The sequence below is a fragment of the Flavivirga rizhaonensis genome, from assembly GCF_004791695.1.
Classification (GTDB): Bacteria; Bacteroidota; Bacteroidia; order Flavobacteriales; family Flavobacteriaceae; genus Flavivirga; species Flavivirga rizhaonensis.
The window spans coordinates 405,808-428,791 of sequence record NZ_SRSO01000001.1 but is presented as its reverse complement, the minus strand read 5'-3'; the positions used below and the strand labels follow the sequence as shown (position 1 = coordinate 428,791).

The 22,984-nt window shown below is 30.6% G+C and carries 9 protein-coding genes; 5 read left to right on the top strand and 4 right to left on the bottom strand.

All coding sequences use genetic code 11. The annotated features are described in order from the left end of the window. The first annotated feature begins 572 nt into the window (after positions 1–572). The 4 genes from EM932_RS01590 (at position 573) to EM932_RS01575 (ending at position 10,994) form a co-directional block, all read left to right on the top strand. Positions 573–1,997 carry a hypothetical protein gene (locus tag EM932_RS01590; protein ID WP_135874773.1) on the top strand — a complete coding sequence of 475 codons (1,425 nt, stop codon included), beginning with the start codon at positions 573–575 and terminating at the stop codon, positions 1,995–1,997. 19 nt (positions 1,998–2,016) lie between these two features. Beyond that, a complete protein-coding gene (locus tag EM932_RS01585; protein ID WP_135874771.1) occupies positions 2,017–4,017 on the top strand; it encodes a caspase family protein in 2,001 nt (666 codons plus the stop codon). A gap of 171 nt (positions 4,018–4,188) precedes the next feature. Further along, entirely contained in the window at positions 4,189–7,305 is a 3,117-nt protein-coding gene (locus tag EM932_RS01580; RefSeq protein ID WP_135874769.1) for a CHAT domain-containing protein, read from the top strand. 14 nt (positions 7,306–7,319) lie between these two features. Next, positions 7,320–10,994 (top strand): WD40 domain-containing protein, encoded by a 3,675-nt coding sequence (locus tag EM932_RS01575; protein WP_135874767.1) that lies wholly within the window; start codon positions 7,320–7,322, stop codon positions 10,992–10,994. A gap of 10 nt (positions 10,995–11,004) precedes the next feature. On the opposite strand, the gene EM932_RS01570 is transcribed toward EM932_RS01575, so the two are convergent. Genes EM932_RS01570 through EM932_RS01555 form a run of 4 tightly spaced genes read right to left on the bottom strand, consistent with a single transcriptional unit; the run spans position 11,005 to position 18,226 of the window. Continuing rightward, on the bottom strand, positions 11,005–15,390 hold the full coding sequence (locus tag EM932_RS01570) for a caspase family protein (protein WP_135874765.1): 4,386 nt from the start codon (positions 15,388–15,390) through the stop codon (positions 11,005–11,007). Positions 15,391–15,395: 5 nt separating this feature from the next. After that, the gene (locus tag EM932_RS01565) at positions 15,396–16,178 is read right to left on the bottom strand and encodes a hypothetical protein (protein ID WP_135874763.1); all 783 of its coding nucleotides are present in this window, start codon (positions 16,176–16,178) and stop codon (positions 15,396–15,398) included. Then, the gene (locus tag EM932_RS01560; RefSeq protein ID WP_135874761.1) at positions 16,157–17,323 is read right to left on the bottom strand and encodes a CHASE2 domain-containing protein; all 1,167 of its coding nucleotides are present in this window, start codon (positions 17,321–17,323) and stop codon (positions 16,157–16,159) included. The genes EM932_RS01565 and EM932_RS01560 overlap by 22 nt, the downstream gene beginning before the upstream one ends. 3 nt (positions 17,324–17,326) lie before the next feature. After that, positions 17,327–18,226, bottom strand: a complete 900-nt coding sequence (locus EM932_RS01555; RefSeq protein ID WP_135874759.1) for a hypothetical protein — start codon at positions 18,224–18,226, stop codon at positions 17,327–17,329. 180 nt (positions 18,227–18,406) lie between these two features. Between EM932_RS01555 and EM932_RS01550 the strand changes: the two genes are divergently transcribed. Further along, positions 18,407–22,873, top strand: coding sequence for a caspase family protein (locus EM932_RS01550; RefSeq protein ID WP_135874757.1), 4,467 nt, complete (start codon positions 18,407–18,409; stop codon positions 22,871–22,873). The last annotated feature ends 111 nt before the right edge of the window (positions 22,874–22,984 follow it).

Below are 22,984 nucleotides of genomic sequence, written 5' to 3'. Positions count from 1 at the left end.
CATTCATTTCTTGAATAATGACTTTTTCTAAGTACTGATTACTTGTAAATAATATTGAACTAATGCCTCGACTATCCCTTCCAGAACACGGAAATGGCATTTTGGAGTGAAAACAATGTGGTAAGTCACATTTGAAATACACATGTGTTAATTTTCCATATTTGCTCATCTTCAAAGTCTTAGATGAGCAAACCTACATATCGGTAAAGTCTTTAAGATATGACCAACTTCAAAGACAGTGATTTTCTATGAGTAAATAAATAGTTATAAAAATTAACACAAATTATAAGATATTACTTGTTAAATCTATGAAAATGAATAACTTTAACATGCTATTAATAAATTTTTTATAAAAAATCAAAATATCCTATTTACCGTGATTTCCTTCTTATCACTAATTCACAAGATAAAGTTATTATTTAATATCTATTTAGTAAGTTAGGTTTAGAATCAACAAAATCTCTTTGGTGATAATAACCAAATTGAAATTAAAGACGTAGAGGATTAGAATTATTGTGGTGTATCTAAAGACAATATTTACTAGAAAATTGAACAGTAAAAAAATTAAAATTATGAAAACAAATTACATTAAAACAATTTCTATACTTGTATTTACATTATTATTATCTCAAGCCATTATGGCTCAACAACGATATAGAGTAACATACGATTACCAAACTGAAGAGGTTAATTACTTGAAATTGGATAAAAATGGGACGGTTACTGACTCCTTAGATAATGCTAAAATAAAACGGAATAGCTTAATTGAACTTAAGTTGAGAAATGTAAATCCTTTTGCAGTTCAAGTACAAACGGATGTAAAAGAAGAAGACTTATTAGTAGCAGGACAAGGTTTTAATTTCAGTTCTCTTTTAAGTGGTATCAAATCCTTTACTAATGATGACATTAATTTAAACACATCTAACCTTCCTGACACTAAAATTTTCAAATCAGAGAATGGTACTAGAGGTAGTGCCTCTGCAAGTAGTAATTTTGAAGATTTAAATAACACCATGACTAATGTATCTGCGTTAAAAACAACGTTGGTTTCAAATCTGCTTAATCCAAATTTAGATAAAGAAACTATTCTTAAAAATTTACTAAAGACAGCAGATAAAGAAGTAGATGTGCGCTTGCCTAGTGCAAAAGACAATTTCTATGTATACCTTGCGAAGGTTGAAAAATTAATAAAAGATAGCCGATCACAATTAGAAGGAAACATCAACGCAATGTCTAATGATATTGAGAAGTCATTTGAAAATGAAGAAATATCTAGAGGAGAATTGGTCTCACGCAATATTTCACTTTCAGATTTACAACGATTGATGTCTAATTTAAATCAATCAACATCACAAAGTCTTGAGAATCTAGAAGAACTACGTTCATTGTACGCGACGCTTGAAGCTTCAAACTTTGAACAAACATATGATTATGAATTATCTGCAGATAAAGTAAATATTGAATTAAAATTTGTCCAAAGTGAGTTCTCCAATAATCTAGATATAGACGATTCGCAGACAACCTTAAAAACAAGAAATATAAAATTAATTTCTAAGGGAGGGTTTAAAATCAATACAAGTGTTGCCATGACGCTAAATAATTTTGGTTCTAACTCCAACAAATTCTATTTAGACAATGGTATAATAGGAGCAGATAAAAACGATTTCTTTGTACCAAATCTAAGTACCATGATTAATTTTTACCCATTCATGGGAGAAAACTTTAACCTTGGTGGAAGCTTTGGTCTATCTATCCCTATATCGTCAAATGATAGCATAGAAGGTGTTAATTTCCTTTTTGGACCATCTATGTTTTTTGGTAGTAAGAGCCGTTTATCACTATCTGGTGGTTTAGCCTACGGACCGGTACAACAATTGACCAATGGGCTGTCTGTTGGTGACTCAACATCATTTACTAATGTAGAAAACTTCACCAGAAGTGTGTATGATTTCGGATACTACTTTGGTATCTCCTTCAGCTTATTTGACTTAAACTAATTTTAAAAAACATTCAAAAATGAAAAAAGTAATATTACTTACGCTAATGCTGCTATTTAGTTTAAATGCTATTGCAGAAAAATATAGTCTCATAATAGCTGTTGGTGATTATCCTACAAAAACGGGGTGGTCTTCTATTAGTTCTGTTAACGATATACCACTAATTAAAAATGTCTTATTAAACCAGGGTTTTAAAGAAGATAATATCATGGTTTTGAAGAATGAACAAGCAACTAGATCAGGAATATTAAAAGCGATTGTAGATTTACAATCTAAAATTAAACTAGGAGATATAGTGGTAATTCACTATTCAGCTCATGGTCAACAGATATTTGACGACAATGGAGAAGAAATAGATGGTAAAGATGAATCTATAATTCCTTATGATGCTTTTGCAGAATATCTTCCTGGAAGATATGAAGGTCAAAACCATATTAGAGATGACGAATTAGGTAATATCATTGCTAATTTTAGAAATACTTTGGGTAAAAGCGGTCAATTATTAATCTTGTTAGATAGCTGCCATTCTGGTTCTGCAACAAGAGGTGGAAAAGCACGTGGTGGCAGAGCAACTTTTGCACCACCTGGCTGGATGCCAAATTCTAAAACAAATAAATCAGGGAGCGGACTTATGGAACCCACTAAAGCTAGTCCTAACGCCTCTCCATTTGTTATGATTTCTGGAGCATCAGCAGATGAGCTTAACTACGAATACGAAGGCTATGGATCTTTAAGCTTTGCTTTTAATAAAGCCATGAGCGAATTAGGCTCTAATGTCACTTATAGAAAGTTATTCTCATCTATTGCTGCTAATATGAATGTGATTTCTCCAAATCAAACACCTACTATAGAAGGAGATGTGGATTATAAACTATTTGGAGGAGAGTATGTAAAACAACAACCCTATTTCCAAGTGTCAAAGGTGTCTAGACCAGACATTATTAGAATTAATGCAGGTAAATTACAACGACTGTTTGAAGAGACCACCATTAAAATATTGCCAGCAGGAACTACCAAAGTGGATGAGAGTAAAATAATCACCAAAGGTAAAATCACAAAAGCCTATTTTAATGAAGCTATTATAAAATTAGATTCACCTTTAAAAACAACAAATGAAAAGGGATATTGGGTGTTTATAGATGAATTATCATATGGAGATATTAAAATGAATCTTTATATCGATAAGTCTGTAAAATCAAAATCCGTAAAAAAGGAACTTGAGGCCTTCTTAAATGAGAAGAAAGTTGGAGCCATCGTTAAGGATACATTAGAAGCAAATCTCATAATCGCAGAATCTGACAATACAATTGCTATTCTTACTATTAGTGGGCAAAAAACGTCTTTGAATAGTGAAGAGACCATTTATAAGCAAACTAAAATAGATGGTGATTATAATTTCAAGGATATTACCAATACGATATTTAATTACGCACAAGGATCATACCTTAAAAATTTAAGTCTTAAGAATTATGATTATGAGTTTGAATTTCGTTTACTACCAGGTAAATATAATGCTGAAACCGATGAAATAGATTTTGTAGAAGAGAACGCTTTTACTGATGAAGCAGGAAAATTTAAAGTAAATACAGAAGATGATGTGGTATTCTTAGAAGTTACCAATAAAAGTGAAAAACCTATCTATTTTAGTATCATTGAGATTAACTCCAAAGGTGAAATCGTCCCATTTATGCCAAATTCGGAATGTTCCTTAAATGATAATGAACGCTTGATCCCACCTGGTAAAATCATGGTTTTTGAAACCTGTTATTTTCAGTTTGGAGAGCCTTACGAAACCCTTATTCTAAAAGGTTTCGCCACATCAAAACCTATTAATTTCACTCCTACAATAAAAACCAGAGGACCAGTTGTAACTCGAGGTCCAGGTAGTAATAATCCCTTAGAAGATTTTCTCGGAGAATCTTATACACAAACTCGTGGAAACACTGGGAATAGAAGAACAGGGAAAATTGATGGCTATAGTACTGAATTTGTATATGAGATTGTAAGTAGTAAAGAGTAAGATTATGAAAAAGGTTATGGTATTATTAATATTTATGTCGCTTACAAGTTTGGTTCTAAAGGAAAAGAAGTAAGGGAAGCTTTTAGAAATACCCAATTAGAAATGTCAACTAAATATAAAGACCACCCAGAAAAATGGGCAGCTTTTGTGTTATTTGAGTAATCCTATTTTATGAAAAGATTTTCATTCACCATATTGTCTTTTTTATTTTTTGTTACTAGTTATAGTCAACAAATAGAGATAGATGAAAATACTGAAGAATTCCAAGAGATTCTAAGTCTATATAATAAGGCAAAAGAATATAAGGAAAAAGAAAGTTATGATTTAGCCATAACAACCTATAAGGAAGTTATCAGACAATTTAAAGGTTACTACAGTGATACTCATCAATATTATTGTGTTTTTTTAAGCAATTTAGCTTCTTTATACGAATCTACTGATAAATATAATTTAGCATTGCCATTACATCTAAAATCGTTAGAAAAAACTGAACAAATATTTGGAAAAGAGCATTCAAAATATGGAATTTGCTTAAATGACTTGGCACTTTTTTATATGTCAAGAGGACAACTTAACAAAGCTTTGTTCTATTCTAAACAAGCGTTAACAAATATTAGTAAAAGTCTTGGTAAAGAAAATTCCGCTTATGGCATCTTCTTAAACAACTTAGCTCTATTGTATGAAAAAACTGGGCAATTTGACAAAGCTATGCCTCTTTACAAGGAATCATTAGAAAACACGGAAAAAACACTTGGTAAAGATCATTCTTCTTATGGAACATCATTAAATAATTTAGCCAACTTGTATCAAATTATAGGGGAATATGATAAAGCCTTATCATTATATCTAGAAGCGTTGAAAATTACCGAAATTACTATTGGAAAAGACCACTCTTCTTATGGTATTAGCCTAAATAATTTGGCAAATTTGTATCAATATATTGGGGAATATAGCAAGGCTTTACCCTTACTTCTTGAGGCATTAGAAAATATAAAAAAAACTCTTGGCAAAAACCATTCCTCATATGGAAAGAGATTAAATAACCTAGCTAACTTTTATCAAGAAATTGGACAATATGAAAAAGCGATGCCTTTATATCAAAAAGCTTTGGAAAATCAACAAAAAACCTTGGGTAAAAATCATCCTACTTACATAATAACAATAAATAACTTAGCATTATTATATAAGTCAATAGGGCAATTTAATAAAGCTTTAACTTTATATCATGAATCACTAGAGGTTTCCGAGAAGACACTTGGAAAAGAACATCCATCCTATGGAATCAGATTAAATAATCTAGCTCTAGCATATGAATCTATTGAACAATACTCAATTGCTTTATCCATGTTGCAAGAAGGATTAAAAAACTCTAAAAAGTCTTTGGGAAAAGAACATCCGTCATATGGAAAAAGTTTAAATAACTTGGCATTAGTATATGAGTCCATGGAGCAAAACGATAAAGCATTGTCTATGTACATTGAAGTATTGGAAAACACAAAAAGGTCTCTTGGCAAAGAACATTCAAATTATATAATTTCTTTAAATAACTTAATTAGTTTGTATCAAAAAAAGAGACAATACAGTAAAGTTTTACCTTTATTAATAGAAGCAAATATTCACACCCAAAGCCAAATCAAAAAAAATTTCGCCTATCAAACAAGAGAGGAGAAAGAAAAATTTATTAGAAATAAATTAGATTACAACTTAAGCATTACTTCAAATTTTAATTATCTAACAAACAATAGCTACCCAGAAACTATAAGTTTAGCCACTAATAATATATTAACAACTAAAAACTTGCTACTGAATGCTACCAAAAACATACTCAATCAACTTGAAAAGTTAAATGATACAACCATTAATAAAAAAGTAACTGCATTTAGAAGTAAGGAAACCTATTTAAATAAACAATTACAGCTTCCAATAGCAAGTAGAGTAACAAGTTTTAATAAAGAGCAAAGCAATTTAGAAACTTTAGAACGTGAAATCGTTAACCTATATACTCAAAATTTTGGTGAAGACGTTAATTACGTAAAAGATTACAAACAAACAAAACTGAAAGGTGATGAACTTGCCATAGAGTTTACATATTTTGATATTTACAATAAAACACGAACAGATAGTACCATTTACGTGGCATACCTTTATAAAAAAGATTGGGAGACTCCAAAAGTGATTGATTTATTTGAAGAGCAACAACTCACAAAATACTTTAACTCAATAACCTCAGCTAATCAACTCTATAAAACTAGAGGTTCAAAAAGCAGTAGGATAACTTCGATTGCTGATAGTATTTACCAATTAGTTTGGCAACCCTTAGAAAAGTTTACCAAAGACTCCAAAACCATCTATTATTCACCAGATGGTTTCTTACATAAAATACCTTTTGCGGCATTACCTAATGAAGAGAATAAACTACTGGGCGAGGTCTATGAATTAAACCAAATGGGTAATACGGCAGATATTAAAAAATATAATAAGCAACCTAATTTAAAGGACATTGTTTTAATTGGTGGTGTGGATTACACCTACACACCAGATAGTAATAAAAACGTCAATGAGGCTCAACAATTTTCTATTTTGGAGTCTGAACTACTCTTAGGTAATGAAGACAATATAAAAAGAAGTTCTGGTTCTGGTTCATGGTCTTATTTAAATGGCACAAAACAAGAAGTAAACAGAATAAAAGAGCTAATTCCTCAGAGTAAGGTTTTAAATGGTAAAGAGGCTACTGAAACAGCTTTTAAAAACTTAAGTGGCAATAGTCCTTCTGTGCTTCATATCGCAACACATGGGTATTTCTTTCCAGATTTAGAGAAGAAAAAAGACAAGAGAATCCTAGGTGAAGAGAAACCTTATGTTCATGCTGAAAATCCCTTATTACGTTCTGGTCTTATATTAGCTAATGCCAATTATGCATGGAAGCATGGTAATAATCCTTATGAGGAAGAAGACGGTATCTTAACTGCTTTAGAAATTTCTAACCTAGATTTAAAGAAAACAGATATTGTTATTCTATCAGCTTGTGAAACTGGTTTGGGTGATATTCCAAGCTCTGAGGGTGTTTATGGCCTGCAACGCGCCTTTAAAATGGCAGGAGTAAATATCATAATTATGACTTTATGGGAAGTATCAGATAAAGAAACTGCTGAGTTTATGGATTTGTTTTACACCAAATGGAAAGCAATTAATAATCCTAAAAAAGCATTTAAAGAAGCCCAATCTGTAATGATGGAAAAATATAGAAAATATCCTGAAAAATGGGCCGCTTTTGTGTTGTTTGAATAGAATAAAGAAAAACTATGAAAAACAATGTTTTAATTATTATCTCATTAACCTTTTTTGCCTTAAATGGACAAGAACTTAAGTTGGGTTTACCTGTAGGCCATACCGCTGGTGTAAATAAAGCTTTTTTTAGCCCTGACGACAAATATGTTCTTACAATAGCACTTGATAAAAACGCTAAAGTTTGGGACTCAGAGACTGGTAAATATCTATTCAGTTTAAAAGAAAATAACAACTACAGAGATGCTATATACAGTCCTAATGGCAACAAAATAGCTACACTCAGTGGTTACACATTACCCAAACCACGCAGATATACAACTAAAATTTGGGATGCAAAGACTGGTAAATTAATCTGTAATCTTGAGGCAAATTATGAGTTTTCAATGCCTTATACCCAACAAGGCTATATTTCCAATCCATTTAATCCAGATGGAACAAGAATAGTTTCTTTTATAAAAAATGATTCCATAATTAAAATTTTGGATACTAGTACAGGTGAAATGATTCATCGACTAGTCGGTCATAAAAATAGTATTAAATCAGCATTTTATAATACTGATGGAAGTAAAATAATAACAACAACAGAGTTAATGGCAAAAATCTGGGATGCTAACTCCGGAAAATTATTGCACGACCTTATGGGCCATACAGAGAGCATCAACTCAGCACTATTCAGTTTAGATGGTAAAAAAATAATCACTACATCAAAAAAGTCGATGAAGATATGGAATGCTGAGACTGGAGAACTAATAAAAAGCATAAGCATGAATTATGATATCCCAGGATATCCTTTATTTAGCCCTGAAGAAGAACTACTAATAACAATATCTGACAATGATGTTAAACTAAAAACAAGATTTATTAACCTCAAAACGGGAGAATATAAACCTGACTTTAAAAGGTGTACGAAATCCCTCAATTTTAGCCCTAATGGCAAAAAAATTATTGCTACTTATCGAAATAAAGACGTCGCTCATATTATAGACGCTAAAAGTGGAAAATTATTAGATAGTCTAAAAATAAATAAAAGATATTTTTATTATGATTATGCTGAGTTTAGTCCTAATGGAAAAAAAATAGTTACAGTATCTGCACAAACAGCAAAAATATGGAATGCAGAATCAGGTAAATTAATATGTAATTTAGAAAACCATGCTCGTTTTATAAGTGATATTGCACTTAGCCCAAATGAGAAATATGTAGCAGTAGCACAAGGAAGTAGTTCTATTAGGATTCTAGATTTTCAATCAGGTAAATTAATTCACACTCTAGAAAATCAGCATTATGTCCGATCGATAAAATTCAATAATGACAATAATAAATTATTATCGGTTTCAAATAAGATAGTCAAAATTTGGAATGTTAAAACCGGTCAATTATCTAAAACATTAAATGAACCCGATTTTCGGTTTAAGTGCGCCAGTTTTAGTCCTGATGGCAATAAAATAGTTACAGGATCATATCATAAATCTGTTAAAATTTGGGACACTAATTCTGGTGATTTACTTAAAAGCACACCACGACTACCTGATACAAGTTTAGATGAAATGCAGGAAACTGAAATTATTGCAGCAAGTTTTAATCCCGAAGGAAATAAAGTCATTACAACGTCAAGAAAAGCGACAACTATAAGGGATGCAAAAACAATGGCTTTACTCGACAGCCTTTATATGCCTAATTCTTGGATTCAGGATATAAAATTTATCCCCAATGGAGAAGAAATAGGTATATTAATTGGAAAGTATGTAAAAATATGGAATCCCAAAACCAATGAGGTTTCGCAAATTTTTAAAGAAGACACTACTAATATTGGGAGTTCATCATTTAGTACAGGAGGCAAAAAAATAGTCTCTTGGTTTAGAGAAGGTACGATACAAATTTGGAATGCAGAAACGGGCAAACTATTGTTCAACAAAAATGGCCACTCAGATATGGTTAGGGCGGTCTCATTGGGCACAAATGACACAAAATTAATTTCAGGCTCAAGAAATGGCTCTTTGATATTTTGGGATATTAGGTCAGGTAATCAACTAATTAAATCTTATTTTTTTGGCAATAACAAATGGGTGCATATACACCCTACTGGTTTATTTGACGCCTCACCTGAAGCTATGGAATTGATGTATTGGACAAAGGGACTGGAGGTGATAGAATTCAGTCAACTAAAAAATAAGTATTATACACCTGGTTTATGGAAAAAGGTGATGAATGATGAATATTTAGGGAATGCTGACATTAAAAAAGACGGGGTAGAACTGTATCCTGAAGTCGTAGTAGGTGAAATAGAAAATAACATGTTACCCATTTATTTAACCAAACGTGAGGGCGGTTATGGAGATGTAAATATCTATTTAAACGGTAAGGAAATTATACAAGACGCAAGACCTAAAAACTTTGATGAAACCTTAAACAAACAAACTATTTATTTTGATATCACAAATTATGAAAACCAAACTATAAATGGCGAAAACACATACGAGGTTAAAGTTAAAAACAAAAAAGGTGATGTTACCAGTAGAGGAGCTAAAGCTAAAGCTATTAGAACGAAGAAAACTAAAACACCTAGTTTTCATGCTCTCTTAATAGGTGTAAGTGATTATGTAGGTGATGATATTGATTTAAAATATCCTGTAATCGATATCGATGCTATGGAAAATGCATTGCAATTAACCACAAAAAACCTCTTTAAAGAAACACATATTATCAAATTAGCTACAAATATAGACCAACGACCAAGAAAAGAAATCATTAAAGAAGCTGTAGAGAAAATTGCTAAGAAATCTAAAGCAGAAGATGTTTTTATGGTATATATGAGTGGGCATGGAATTAACTGGTCAGATAACAACAACATTTCAGATTTCTACTTCCTTACAGAAGATGCCCGTTTCACCAATAAAGAAGCTTATAATGATGAAGCTTTGAGAAAAAGTACCACCATATCTACCAACGAATGGGTAGAACTTATTAAAAAAATACCTGCTAATAAAATAGTAATGGTTATAGATGCCTGTGGCTCAGGACAAGCGGTAGAAAATTTAGTGACAAAGCGGGATATAGACTCTGACCAGATAAAAGCTATAGATAGGATGAAAGACAGGACGGGTATGTTTGTAATTTCTGGTTCCGCTGCTAATCAAGTTAGTTACGAAGCCAGCAAATATGGCCAAGGATTATTAACCTATACATTGTTAAAAGGCATGTCTGGCGTAGCTTTAAAAGAAAATTCAAAAGTAGACGTTAGCACTCTATTCAACTATGCTAAAGATGAAGTTCCTAGATTAGCAGAAGATATCGGCGGCATACAAGAGCCTTTGGTTTTATTTCCAAAATCAGGTTCTTTTGATATCGGCATCTTAAATTCTGACGACCAAGGTAAAATAGTTATTAATGAGCCAAAACAAGTTTATGTGAGAAGTAATCTATTAAATACTTACGAGTTGGAAGACAATTTAGAATTATCTGTTTTATTAGATAAAGAATTAAATTCATTATCTACTAAAGATTATGAAGTTATTTGGGTGGACGCAAACAAATACTCAAACGGTTGTAAAATAACTGGCACCTACAAGCAAGAGGAAACCCAAATTACTTTGAGCTATAAAACCAAATGCAAGGGCAAGGAATTAAGATATAAAGTCTCAGCCAAAACGAGAGAGGAATTGATAAAAAAAATAATGCGAAATTTATAAACTCACATTACTACTCCAAAACCCAATCCCATTCTAAATTTTCTGCCCTAGATGTTGGCCGTTGTTGATTGTTGGTCAATTCTACAACACTTTTATAAACATAGTCTTTTAACTTTGATATTCTAATACCTTGTTCGCCTTTCCAAGTGTCGTAGCTTAATTCATATAAAGCATTAATGAAACTGTAAGTAAAAACCCCATTTTTCCATTTTTCATTTTCGTATGCAAACTCTGAGCCACCAGCTGCAGATATTACATAAGAGCCATTACCTCTATCAATATCATAAAACAAAGTTTGCATTAACTTAAATGATTCTTCATTTTTAGCGGTTTTATTTTTTGCCTTACTCCCTTTTGCACCTTTAGGAACATGCTTAACCACTTTAGTCTCTGGAGTCATTTTATCATTAGTTGTATCTAGTTCTCCACTATGACAAGCATCTATTAACAATAACTTTCTGCGCGCCGGAATATCGGTTAAAAGACTCTGTATGTCTGTATAAGAAATTCCTTTCTCCTCTGGATTGTTAAAATCTATATCGTATGAGGCAAAGTAAAAATCTTTGTCTTTTCCTATAAGACCATGGCCTGAGAATGAAACAATTACTGTGTCATCAATATCTGTACTTTGTAATATGGTCTTTAACTCAGAGACAGAAGTCTTGTTTACCCCTTCGTTGAGCAAGGTTTTTATATAAGATCTATTCTCATACTTAGAAGTTAATACCTTACTTATTCTTTCTACATCTTTATCTGCATACCTCAGATTCATTGTACTATCTTGGTATTTAGAAACGCCTATACCTATATAATACAGTTTAGATTCAGTTCGCGGTGCAGTACTTGTAACTTCAAAAGAAACTGGTTCTGATTCCTTGCCACTTTCATTCTTAGTTAAAATAGAAATTCGATTAATACCACTGTTTAATTCAATTAAGGTGTTTAATTTATGTTTATCCTTAACAACTTCTTTATTAGTAGGAACACCATTGATATAAACTATCAATTCCTCAGCATTTGATGTGTTTTCAATAGCTAAATTTAATTGTTTCTGTTCGGACAGAATTGGGATTTGAGCCCTATTCCGAAGTTTTAATTTTGGTCTATCTAGATTAAAAATATCAGTATTTTCGTCGTATCCATTTCTAGTAAGGCGCTTTAAATATGCATTTTTATATAGCTCGTATGATTTAGAAGATGTAAAACCGAGCTTTTGCATTATGATATCTGGGCGATTGAGGTATATTTCATAATCAATTAGAGGAAATGCCTTGCCATTTTTTACAAAATGAAAATTTCTTATATCAGATTTGTTCGCTTTAAAATAACCCTCTGGTGTTAACCAAGCTATTCTTATTTGTTTATCATTTTCAAAGATCTTACATGACACTTCTAAGCTTAAATTATCGAGATTAACGACACTAATCTCTGAGTCTTTACTTAGTACATATAACGAATTATTTACTTCAACAATTTTTATTATCTCTGAGTCAGAAACCTTTTCTATATGCTTTGGTGAGCTATTATCAATATTCCAAAACACCAGAGAACCTTTGTCGGTACCAGCGACCAACAAGTTCTTCTCTTTTAAGTATTTTGATGTTCTTAATCGACGTCTGGCATAATAGGATTTCTCTTTTTCAATCTTATCATCAACCAGACTGTAATGAAGAAGAAATTCAAAATCAGTAAAGATATAGTTGTTTGAATCTACCTCATCATCATAATCTGTATTTATTTCTCTTATCTTCTTTAGACCTTCAATACTATAAAAAACGCTATTACTATTCTTTTGCATGATATCTGAATGCGAAGTCAATACAACTTGACGAGCATCTTCTGCAAAACAGGCTTTCTTAATTTTAAAATTGATTTTTTTACTGTTTAATTCTCTATTTTTTACATCTAATAAATAGATGGTTTGACTGTCTGTGGTTTGGAATGAATTGTAAAAAAGAACAAAATTCTTGTCTTTTGTCCACACTCTAGAGCTTGGTCTATCTCCAAAATCCATTCGAACTGTTTTACTTTTCCAAAGAATGGAATCGGTGTTTTTTGTATTTACAATTCTAAATTTATAATCTTTAGCACCGTATTTATCAGTATTTAACAATACGATTTCATCATTTTCTAACAAGGTGTTTTTTGTATAACTCAATAGTTGTTGTTCTACTTCCAAATCTTTTAAATTAATTAACCACTCATCTCTATAGAGAAGTTTTCCATCGCTATTAATATTTAAATCGTGTGATTGTGTATACTTAGGTTTTTGGCTATTCCATTCTACTTTGGCTCTTAACTTATGATTATAAGTATAATAAGAATCGTAACTGTAATAATTTAAGCCCTCAAAGTTTTTGAATAAGCCTTTGGAGCTTGGTATTTTATAGTTTGCAATAACTTTTTTAGTGCCGTAATCGTAAGATAATATTTGTAAACTATCTACGAGACTATCTTTCTTGTCCATTACAATCTCCGCTTTATTGTCTAGTAAAAGTACATCAGCAATTCTATTATTATCTGCAATCTTTGTTATTGGTGTAACATTATTTGTAGTCACATCATATAGCTTCAAACTAGTACCATTTTTAAAAACTATTTTATTCTTATTTAATGGAAATACATCTGTTGCTTTGTTCAGCGCAGGTAAATCTTGAACCAATAAATTATTAGGATTGAATATTTTATAACCTTCAAAATGAGATTCAGTGACACTATGATTTGGAGCTACGTTTACACTGTTTAGCGCAATAAGAACTTTGTCACTATCAGGTATAGGTCTAAAAGATTCAACATCAGCCCTATAGTATTTGTCATTTGATAAATCATTCAGTAACTGAATTGTAAAGTCTTTTATATCCACTCTCCAAAACTTGGAGCGTCCATCACTGCATATCCATTCATTAGATTTAGATCTTAAATTATGGCATTTTGCACTTAAACCATCGAATTCTGAATCTTCAAACAACTTGACTTTGGCTATTCCTGTCTTTATATCCAACACCTTCATCTTAAATTCTCGAAAACCTGTACCTTCATATTCTTCGAATATTAAACACGTTTCTCCTTCATTATCCATGAACGGATTTACCTTCTTAGGAAATTCAACATCATAAAACTTTTTCTTATCTAATGCAGACCAAATCTGAAATCCCGATAACTCATAACTAGGCTGATCTTTTATTAAGAGTAAATTACTTTTAGAGTTATAGGTTACTCCATAAACAGAAGTTTTGTTATCCATTATTCTTACATCCAATGGATTATATAAAGTATCTCTTTCACTAACGTTCTTAATCTCAGAAAAAACAGCTTCATTCTTTAACCCATACTTTATGATTCCATTTTTCTCACCAGAATAACCATATCCCATATTACCATACAATAATATAATTTCATCATCTATTACTTTAAAGCCATCTATTATGGAAAAAGGAGTAAGGTTAGGCCAAATTTTATGGATTCTTTGCTTTGAATTAAAATCCACATTTATCACCTCGGTTTTAATACGCTTCCAAACAGTTCCATTTCTTACAGCTTCTTTTACTTTTAAATCCTTAGGTATTTCAGAAACTTCTTCTAGCGTTGAAGTAAAATAAATTTTAAAGTATTCTTCTTCTGATAATGAAAAATCAGTATACGTAGAATTTGCATCTTTCTTAAGAACAACATGTTCATCATTGCTAGAAAAGCTAATACTAATTGTTTTATCCTTTATTTTTTTCGAAGTGACTATATCTAAACTTGGTAAATCTCTTATTTCCAGTATATGATCATAAGGGTCACCTTTTCCAAAATATTTTTGATAAATAATAGCAACTCTTGTACCACTATTACTCACCTGAATCTTTCGTATTGTTCCGCTCGATTCCACCACAACACGATTTGGAAAAGACTCTAATTTCCCAATTAAAGGTGATTTGTTTACATTGCCATAATCATCCTTATAATCATTGTATTCATTGTAGCCAACAACCGCAATAGAAGGATTTTCCTCATTAAATGAAGCATAAATATTTCCTGAAAATTTATTAATTATTTTATTCTGTGTACGACTAAAAAAGTAAGTTGAATCCTCTGGATACTCAAAATAATTTTGATAGTATTTCTGCTTTGTTTTTGTTTTAATTATGATAAGAGGTTGAGGAGTATCCAAGTATTGAAAACTGCTAATAAACTTGGTTTTATTATTAATAAGTGCAATAGAATCTTTGATCTTTAAAGTCTTATAGTCCACAAAATAGAGTGTTGTATCATTTGCATACACTATCTCGCCATTTTTTGAACAAAAATGAAGATCATTTATGGCATATTGTGTTTCTAAAAATTTCTTTTGAGCATTTAATTTTATTACTAGAATTAAAACAATACATGCGACAAAATTAGTTTTGGACATAGTAATTAGTTTTTACAAACCCCATAGTTCTCACAGAGCGTGTCTTCAATTTCTGTAATAGATAGTCCAACAGCTTTCAAATCTTCTATTAGATCTTTATAATTAGATTTAAGTTTTTCGTATTCTGACCTATCAATCCATACAAAAGCATAAAACGGAATATTTTTAAAGTTTGGAAATTCGGATGTAGATACTGACCATTCGAATCCATTTCCTTCAAAAAAAATAGGATTATCTTTATATAGTGTTAATTCATTACCATTGGTAGCAAACTTATATACTTCATCAAAGTTTTTACTTTTTATAAATACAAAGTATTGAGAAGCATCAGTCTGAGTTTTCCAACTAAAAGTTAATTTAGAACTCGCTGTTTTGGTACTATCAATAGGAAATTCCATAAGTATGTCTCCTCTGAACACACCTCCAACAATGGTTTTACCAGACTTGCGGCTTAATAATTCATCCCATATAAGCTCAAAATATTTTGAGGTCAATGATTTTTGACCCTCAATAGCTTTATGATTTAATATACTTTCATAGGTATAAGAAGCAACATCCTCTAAATTGAAGGCCTCTCCTTTAGAATCTATAAGAATAATATCTGAAGGCGAAGTTATATATACAGTGCTTTTTTTATTTAAAAAATCTCCTTTGTTTAATGGTCTTTTTTTACCATCAAATTTAGCTAATACGCCTGAACTTGTTTTAAACACACAAAGGCTGTCTTGAGCACATAGCATTGATGTAAAAAAGGAGATTATTATTATTATGATAAACGACTTTTCCATTTAAACTTTTTATTAAGATATTTAACTAAACGCTCATAGTAACCTATCATCCCTATTCCTAATACAGATAAGAGAATCATAGGTACCACGCTTAGATATATATTAGCTTGTAGTAATAATAAAGACAAGTAAACCAAAATTATTGAAAGTAGTAATTGAATAATCTTTTCTAACATAGAAAAAACAAAACCATTTTTTATATGCAGTTTCATAGAAAATAATATCGTAAAAAAGCAAACGATGAATGATAATAAATAGATGGTGAATTTAGAGACTCTATGGATTAAATTCTGTTTGGAGAGCATGTTTAGAATATTAGCGTGGATAATTACACCAAATGTATCTGGTACAGCCCTACCTACCCATTCTTCATTTAAAGGTGTGTAATGTTTATCTTCAATATCATAATCTTTATTACCATCTCCCAAATAGCCAAGGATAACAACTGCATCTTTAAAAGATGGTATTTTATCTGTATTTAAGACTTCTTCAATATCAAAACTGAGAAAAACATCTTTATTACCTGTATAGTTAATTGGAATCGGTTTTTTTAATTCTTTTCTGGCATAACTCTCATCCATATATCCAGCTTTTATAGACAGTTGAGTCGCAAAAGCAAACTCATCATTATTATTCCCTTTTACACCTTGAAAGTCACGAATAACAGAATTCTGCCCCTTTAAATCTAAATTTATATAACCCTTGAATTCTCCATCAAATTGGAAATACTGGTGATTGTTAACTATGGAATCTTTATCATGAAAGTAAGCTGTTACAATGCGCTCATTCGATACAAAGGCTGACTTTAAAATAGAATCCATAAATTCTGATTTTCTGTCTTTAAATATGATATCTAAACCGATGACACTTGGATCTTGAGCATTAATTTTATCAATAACCTGAGCAATTTGAAAACGGTCAGCATGTTTTATGTTTACAATGACTATTTTATTGTTACGTTGTTCTTTATTCATACGTTCTGAATAAAATATATCCGTAAACTTAAAGTCTTTAAATGCTTTTTCAAAAGGATCTAAAATAGAAAGATTTACAAATGCAAAATACAGAATACCAGCAACTATAAATGTTATTATAGTACACAATAATGCATCTCTGTACAAGACTTTATCAACTCGTATCTTCATTAACTAGTTTGTAATTTTTTCTATTGCTGAAACACCATCAGAAATTATAGCATCTTTATTATCACTTAACATGCTCGGTAGTTTATTAACATACTTGCTTTTATTACCCTCATACTCTTCTAATCTTACATTTATTTTCACTACTCCATAATTATCATTGTCCTCCAATTGAGTAGTAATTGGAATATCATAATACCAAGGTGACACTATAGGTGTATCTATTAAGTTTTCTACTCCATATTTAAGGTTCTTAAAATCATATTCCTGCTCTATCAATATAGCATTTTTAGGAGTACCATCTTCACCTCTCCATTGCCCTTCAATTGCAACTGAAATTTTTGCGTTAAGATCTTCATCTGTATATACTTTAGTTTTAGAAAAGAAAACCCTAAGCTCATTAAAACTCAATCTTGTTATGCCTGGATTTTGCGGGTCACTTATTAACTCAATTACTGCATAAAAATTTAACAAATCATCTTCTTCAATTCTTATAACATCATCAATGCTTAAAGCAGCTGTATTCTCCCTTGACTTTGGCATAGCACTGATCTCATCTTTAACGATAGAGGTAATTTGAGCTTTCTTCTCTGGACTATTGGGTTTTGAGTATTTTTTAATATGAATCTGTTTGTAGGTCTTCTCAACGTCACCCAAATCTGTATTGTAATAATTATTTATTGAAAGTGATTGCGAATAGGTACTTACTAATGATTCTGAAGTTTTGTCCGCCAGATAAGAAGCTCCAAAAAACACTCCTTGAAGTATGGTTTCTATAAGACCACCTCTGGTATCTGCTCTTTTCATTTCTACAACGAACTCTTCGTTAGATTGAATATTTGATCTTTGGTGCACTTTGCACGAGCAAATTACTAACAGTGATAGTGTAGAAATTACTTTTTTCATGTTTTACAACTTTAGGTTTTGTAATTTATAAATTTAATTTTAACAAATTGCTATAATTCTAATCTATAACTATGAATAACAAAAAGGTAGTCAGATTTATTCGTCTCGATTAAAATAAATATTTAACAAAATCCTCAAAAAGGTATTCTTTTTGTTAAATTTAATTAGAAAATCTTTCAGATGAAGTTTCACTATATTTTTTTCATATTGGTATTTCTTAACTCTTCTTTATTAGTTGGACAGGAGAGCTACATTGAAACAAATGGCCCTGTATCTAATTCAACATTGAGTGCAGACGGAAAGTTCCTTGCCTATTCTCCTATGTTTGGCGGAAAACATCTCTATGGCGACACCGTATATCTTGTAAATCTTGATAAATTTAATATAGTTGATTCCATACAAGTATTTAATGATGAAGACAGAGAAATTAAATCTATACAATTTAAAGGAAGTAGCAACACAGAAATTATGGTAAAAACCGAATTAGGCGGATACTACTATTATAAAGCGCTTTATGAGCACCCATTAGATAGTATATTTATAATTGATTTTAATAATAAACAAAAGCCAAAAGAAGTTTATCCTGGTCATATTCGTTTGGATTTTTCACTTAAAACTAATGACGCTGTCATTGCTACTAACTTACACAAAGCTAAACCCGTAAATAAAGAAACACCACCTTATTATGAATTAAAAAAAAATGCAGAAATTTCATTTAAGGAAAATACAGTCAAAACATTTAGTGGAATTAGACAAATAAAACTTTCCCCTAACAACAAATACCTTGCGGTAATATATTTTATTAAGGAACAAAATGACAGTCTTTTCTATGGACTTGAAACAAGAAGGCTTCCCGATTTAGAGGTCTTAGCGCGAAAAGAAATAATACATCGGCCTGAAAAAATTGAATTCTCTAGCAATGGCAAATATTTAGCCTTAACTAAAAACCAAAATCCAATTTATAGTACAAATGCTTATGAAATAATTGAAATACTTAAAACCGAAAATCTGTCACATCCAAAATCAGAGAAAGACATCTTTATTGGCAATAAAATAATCAATGGAAATGCATGGGTAATGCGTTTTGGTATAACATTATATGACTACTTTAATTTTGATGACGATTTCAATTCTGATGTTAAAAAACGCATTGAGAATATTGATAATGTGACACTGTTCGAAAAAATAGAGGACACCCTCCTCATATTTTCAGATAAATCTTTTCGCAAACCTAATCAGTCTATAGACTCAACTAAGTATAAAAATATTCTATACAAGTATCCAGTAAGAGATAATTCTTTGTTCGATGATCAGCCTTCAGTTAATTTGATTGACACACTGTACAAAAAGGAGAGTGTTAAAATTTTAAACAATACATTATCTAGTAGAATGCAAATGCAGCTAGGCCAAAATGGAGAATATATCCTAACTCATAATAAATATCAAATCCAAATATGGTCTGTTAAAGAACGTAAAAAGCTCTGTGATTATAAATTTAAAAGACCTATTAAAGTTTTTCTTAACAATGATAGTAATTCTTGTCTCTTTTTTGAGGAAAGTAGCATGAATGAATATGACGATTTTAACCAAGACATAAATAGTACAATAGGTATAATTGACTTTAAAACTGGATTAGTTAAACGGCGAAAACTTAACTATTATGAAGATAATATGATAAAATTTAAGCCAAATGAAAACCTAGAATGTGTAAATCTGAAAATCAACAATAATTCCTGGTACTGCTATGAAAACCAATTTTATAAAACAACTGAAAAGCTTTTTTATGTAAATCAAGATAGTTTGTTTGTAGATATTGAATTGTCTCAGAAAAAGGCTATTAAGCACTTAAAATCACTCCTGGCTTCTAATCAGGTAATTTTTCAATCAGTTTCTGAGAAAGATAATATTAATTATCTTTATCTATACGACGTATTCAAAAAAAAACGGACTAAAGTTCCAAATTCTGGAGATATACTTTTAAGACCATTAAACACGTATCATTTTTTTTCTGAAAGTAAAATTATTTACAAACAAAATAATGAGCTAGTTGTTCTTGATATATTCGACGGTTCAAAAACTATTATACAACGAGAATATAAAGATTATATTTCTGGTGTAGTTTTAGACAAAGATCATACAACGATTTTCTCACAATCAAAAGACACTATAAACTACCACTTAAAAGTCAAAAATCTCATCTTTAACAATAAGACTAATAGACTATTAAAAGATAATCACATCAATAATCTTGAATCTACATCCAATCGATCTGTTCATGATAACGACATCATTTCAAGAGATTATAATAGTTTAATAAGTGTTAACCCAATTAATGACTCCATTTATGAATGGAATTCGAAAACTACACTTAATACTTGGGATAAGCCACAAGTATTAGCTAATGGTATTTTAAAGTACGATGACTTCGTCATAAACCTTAATAATCTTAGAACAATTGATAATAAACTAAAAAATATTTCTTCGACTAGCATTTTTAAAAATTCAGAAAACAATTCCTTAGTATTGTACGTAAAGTATAATGCTGACGATAAAAACTTTACTTTCAGGATTTCTAAACTCTCAAATCTAAACGATTTTATATGGGAAAGTAAAAGTTTTGATTTGGAGTACATGCCTTATCATAAAATCATCATTTCCCAGGACTATAAAATAGCAGCCACAATAGCAACAGTTAATGACGGAAGTGATAAGCTTTTTATTATTGATTTAGAAAATTTTAAAATAAAGGAAAAGACTTTGGATATTGGCTCTCTCACATTCTACTATCAAAAAGCTACAACTTTTTTCTCCGATGATGGTAAATATTTATGCCTAAAGTCTAAGAATTATGATAATAATAGTAGAGAAAAGTATTATAATGATAAAACTCATTTCATCAACATTGAGACATTAGAAATAGAGAAATCTACTTATAATAACATCTTTAAACTTTATAATGATGGCAGTATATTAGCAAGTGATGGTTATAGCGATTATGCAAAAGGGCGGTTAGAAAAAGATACATTGAAAATTGACACAAAGTTTTATGGAATATGGAATAAATCTATTATTAAGTATTTAAAATCAGAAAATAAGTACGTATCTGCAAATGAAAATGGAGAATTATACGTTTGGAACGAAAACGGAAAATCACCTCTTATGATAATAGATCTAAAATCTTCGGCAGAATGTAAAGATATTATTCAAAGTAGAAGAAGACTTTTCGTGTTTTTAGATAATAGTGAAATTAAGGTTATTAATCTAGATACATTTGCACTAGAACTAACTATTGTACTATCTGAAAAACGAAGCAAAAAGGGTGTTGAAAGATCAGTTTTATACGTTACACCAGAGGGCTATTTTAGTTCCACAAAAAATAATATTAGAGATTATCATTTTGTGAAAAACCTTAAAGCCTATCCTCTTATTAACTATTCAGTCTTTTTAAACCGTCCTGACATCATTTTAAATCGATTAGGTTATGCCAATAAAAAGGTCATTAAACTATATAAAAACTATTATTTAAAACGCTTAGCAAAAAACGGACTAAGTGAGCAAATTGATTTATTATCTATCGAAGCACCAAAAATTAGTATTATTAATAAAGAAAATATTCAATCTACAGTAAGGCTAGAAAAAATTCCAATGTCTTTTAATGTATCAAACAATTCGGAAAAAATCAATATTTATGTTAATGGTGTTGGTGTTTTTTCAAAGGACTCGATCTTTGAAAGTATCATAAATTATGAAATCGAATTAAATAATGGCAAAAATGTAATTACTGCAATAACAACTAATAAGGAAGGAGTGGAAAGTGATCCTGAAATTATAACAATTAATAATACATTAAAGCGCACACACACTAAAGTGCACTACTTTGGAATAGGTGTCTCTAAGTATAAAGACTCTAACTGGAACTTAAAATATGCCGTAAATGATGTAAATAAACTTGAGGAATACTTAAAATCTAGATTCGGTTCGGGTATCAAAATTAACACATATTTCAATGAGTCTGTCACAAGTTCTAATCTTATGTCCATTAAAGAAAAACTTCTACAAACTAATGTGGATGACATTGTTATTATTTCATTCTCTGGACATGGTTTATTGGACCAAGAAGATAATTTTTACTTCGCTACACATAACACAGATTTTGAAAACCCAAAATCCAAGGGATTTTCTTATGAGGAAATATATAACCTATTGAATTATATTCCAGCACGAAAAAAACTTTTACTTCTTGATACTTGCTATAGCGGTGAGAAAAATGACACCGACTTAGAAAGCTTTATTTCAACATCAAATAAACTTAAGGAGTATGATGTTAATACCAGAGGAAGTAAAGGAATACTAAGAAAAAGTTACAAAGAGCTACAAACCCTTAGAGATTTATTCTATGATCTAAATCGCGGTAATGGGTCATATATTATTGCTGCAACAGGTGGCAAACAATTCGCTTTAGAAAGTGAAAAATGGAATAATGGTGTCTTTACTTATAGTTTTATAAAAGCCATGGAAGATCTTGAAACCCTCAAAATATCAGAACTAAAAGACCTAACATACAAGAATGTATTGGAATTAACTGATGGGTTTCAAAAACCTACTACACGAACTGACAATATTGAATGGGATTGGGTTTTAGAATAAAGATTACCCCTAATATCGCATTTCTAATTACTATCATTTTATAAAGTGATCAGAGATTTTGAAGAACAGTTATATTGGTTATCTATCATACATATGAGTAGTAGTAAACCT

What these genes read in the sequence shown, in the direction of transcription:
- EM932_RS01590 (WP_135874773.1), top strand. Translation starts at nt 573, where the DNA reads ATGAAAACAAATTACATTAAAACAATTTCTATACTTGTATTTACATTA.
- EM932_RS01585 (WP_135874771.1), top strand. Translation starts at nt 2,017, where the DNA reads ATGAAAAAAGTAATATTACTTACGCTAATGCTGCTATTTAGTTTAAAT.
- EM932_RS01580 (WP_135874769.1), top strand. Translation starts at nt 4,189, where the DNA reads ATGAAAAGATTTTCATTCACCATATTGTCTTTTTTATTTTTTGTTACT.
- EM932_RS01575 (WP_135874767.1), top strand. Translation starts at nt 7,320, where the DNA reads ATGAAAAACAATGTTTTAATTATTATCTCATTAACCTTTTTTGCCTTA.
- EM932_RS01570 (WP_135874765.1), bottom strand. Translation starts at nt 15,390, where the DNA reads ATGTCCAAAACTAATTTTGTCGCATGTATTGTTTTAATTCTAGTAATA.
- EM932_RS01565 (WP_135874763.1), bottom strand. Translation starts at nt 16,178, where the DNA reads ATGGAAAAGTCGTTTATCATAATAATAATAATCTCCTTTTTTACATCA.
- EM932_RS01560 (WP_135874761.1), bottom strand. Translation starts at nt 17,323, where the DNA reads ATGAAGATACGAGTTGATAAAGTCTTGTACAGAGATGCATTATTGTGT.
- EM932_RS01555 (WP_135874759.1), bottom strand. Translation starts at nt 18,226, where the DNA reads ATGAAAAAAGTAATTTCTACACTATCACTGTTAGTAATTTGCTCGTGC.
- EM932_RS01550 (WP_135874757.1), top strand. Translation starts at nt 18,407, where the DNA reads ATGAAGTTTCACTATATTTTTTTCATATTGGTATTTCTTAACTCTTCT.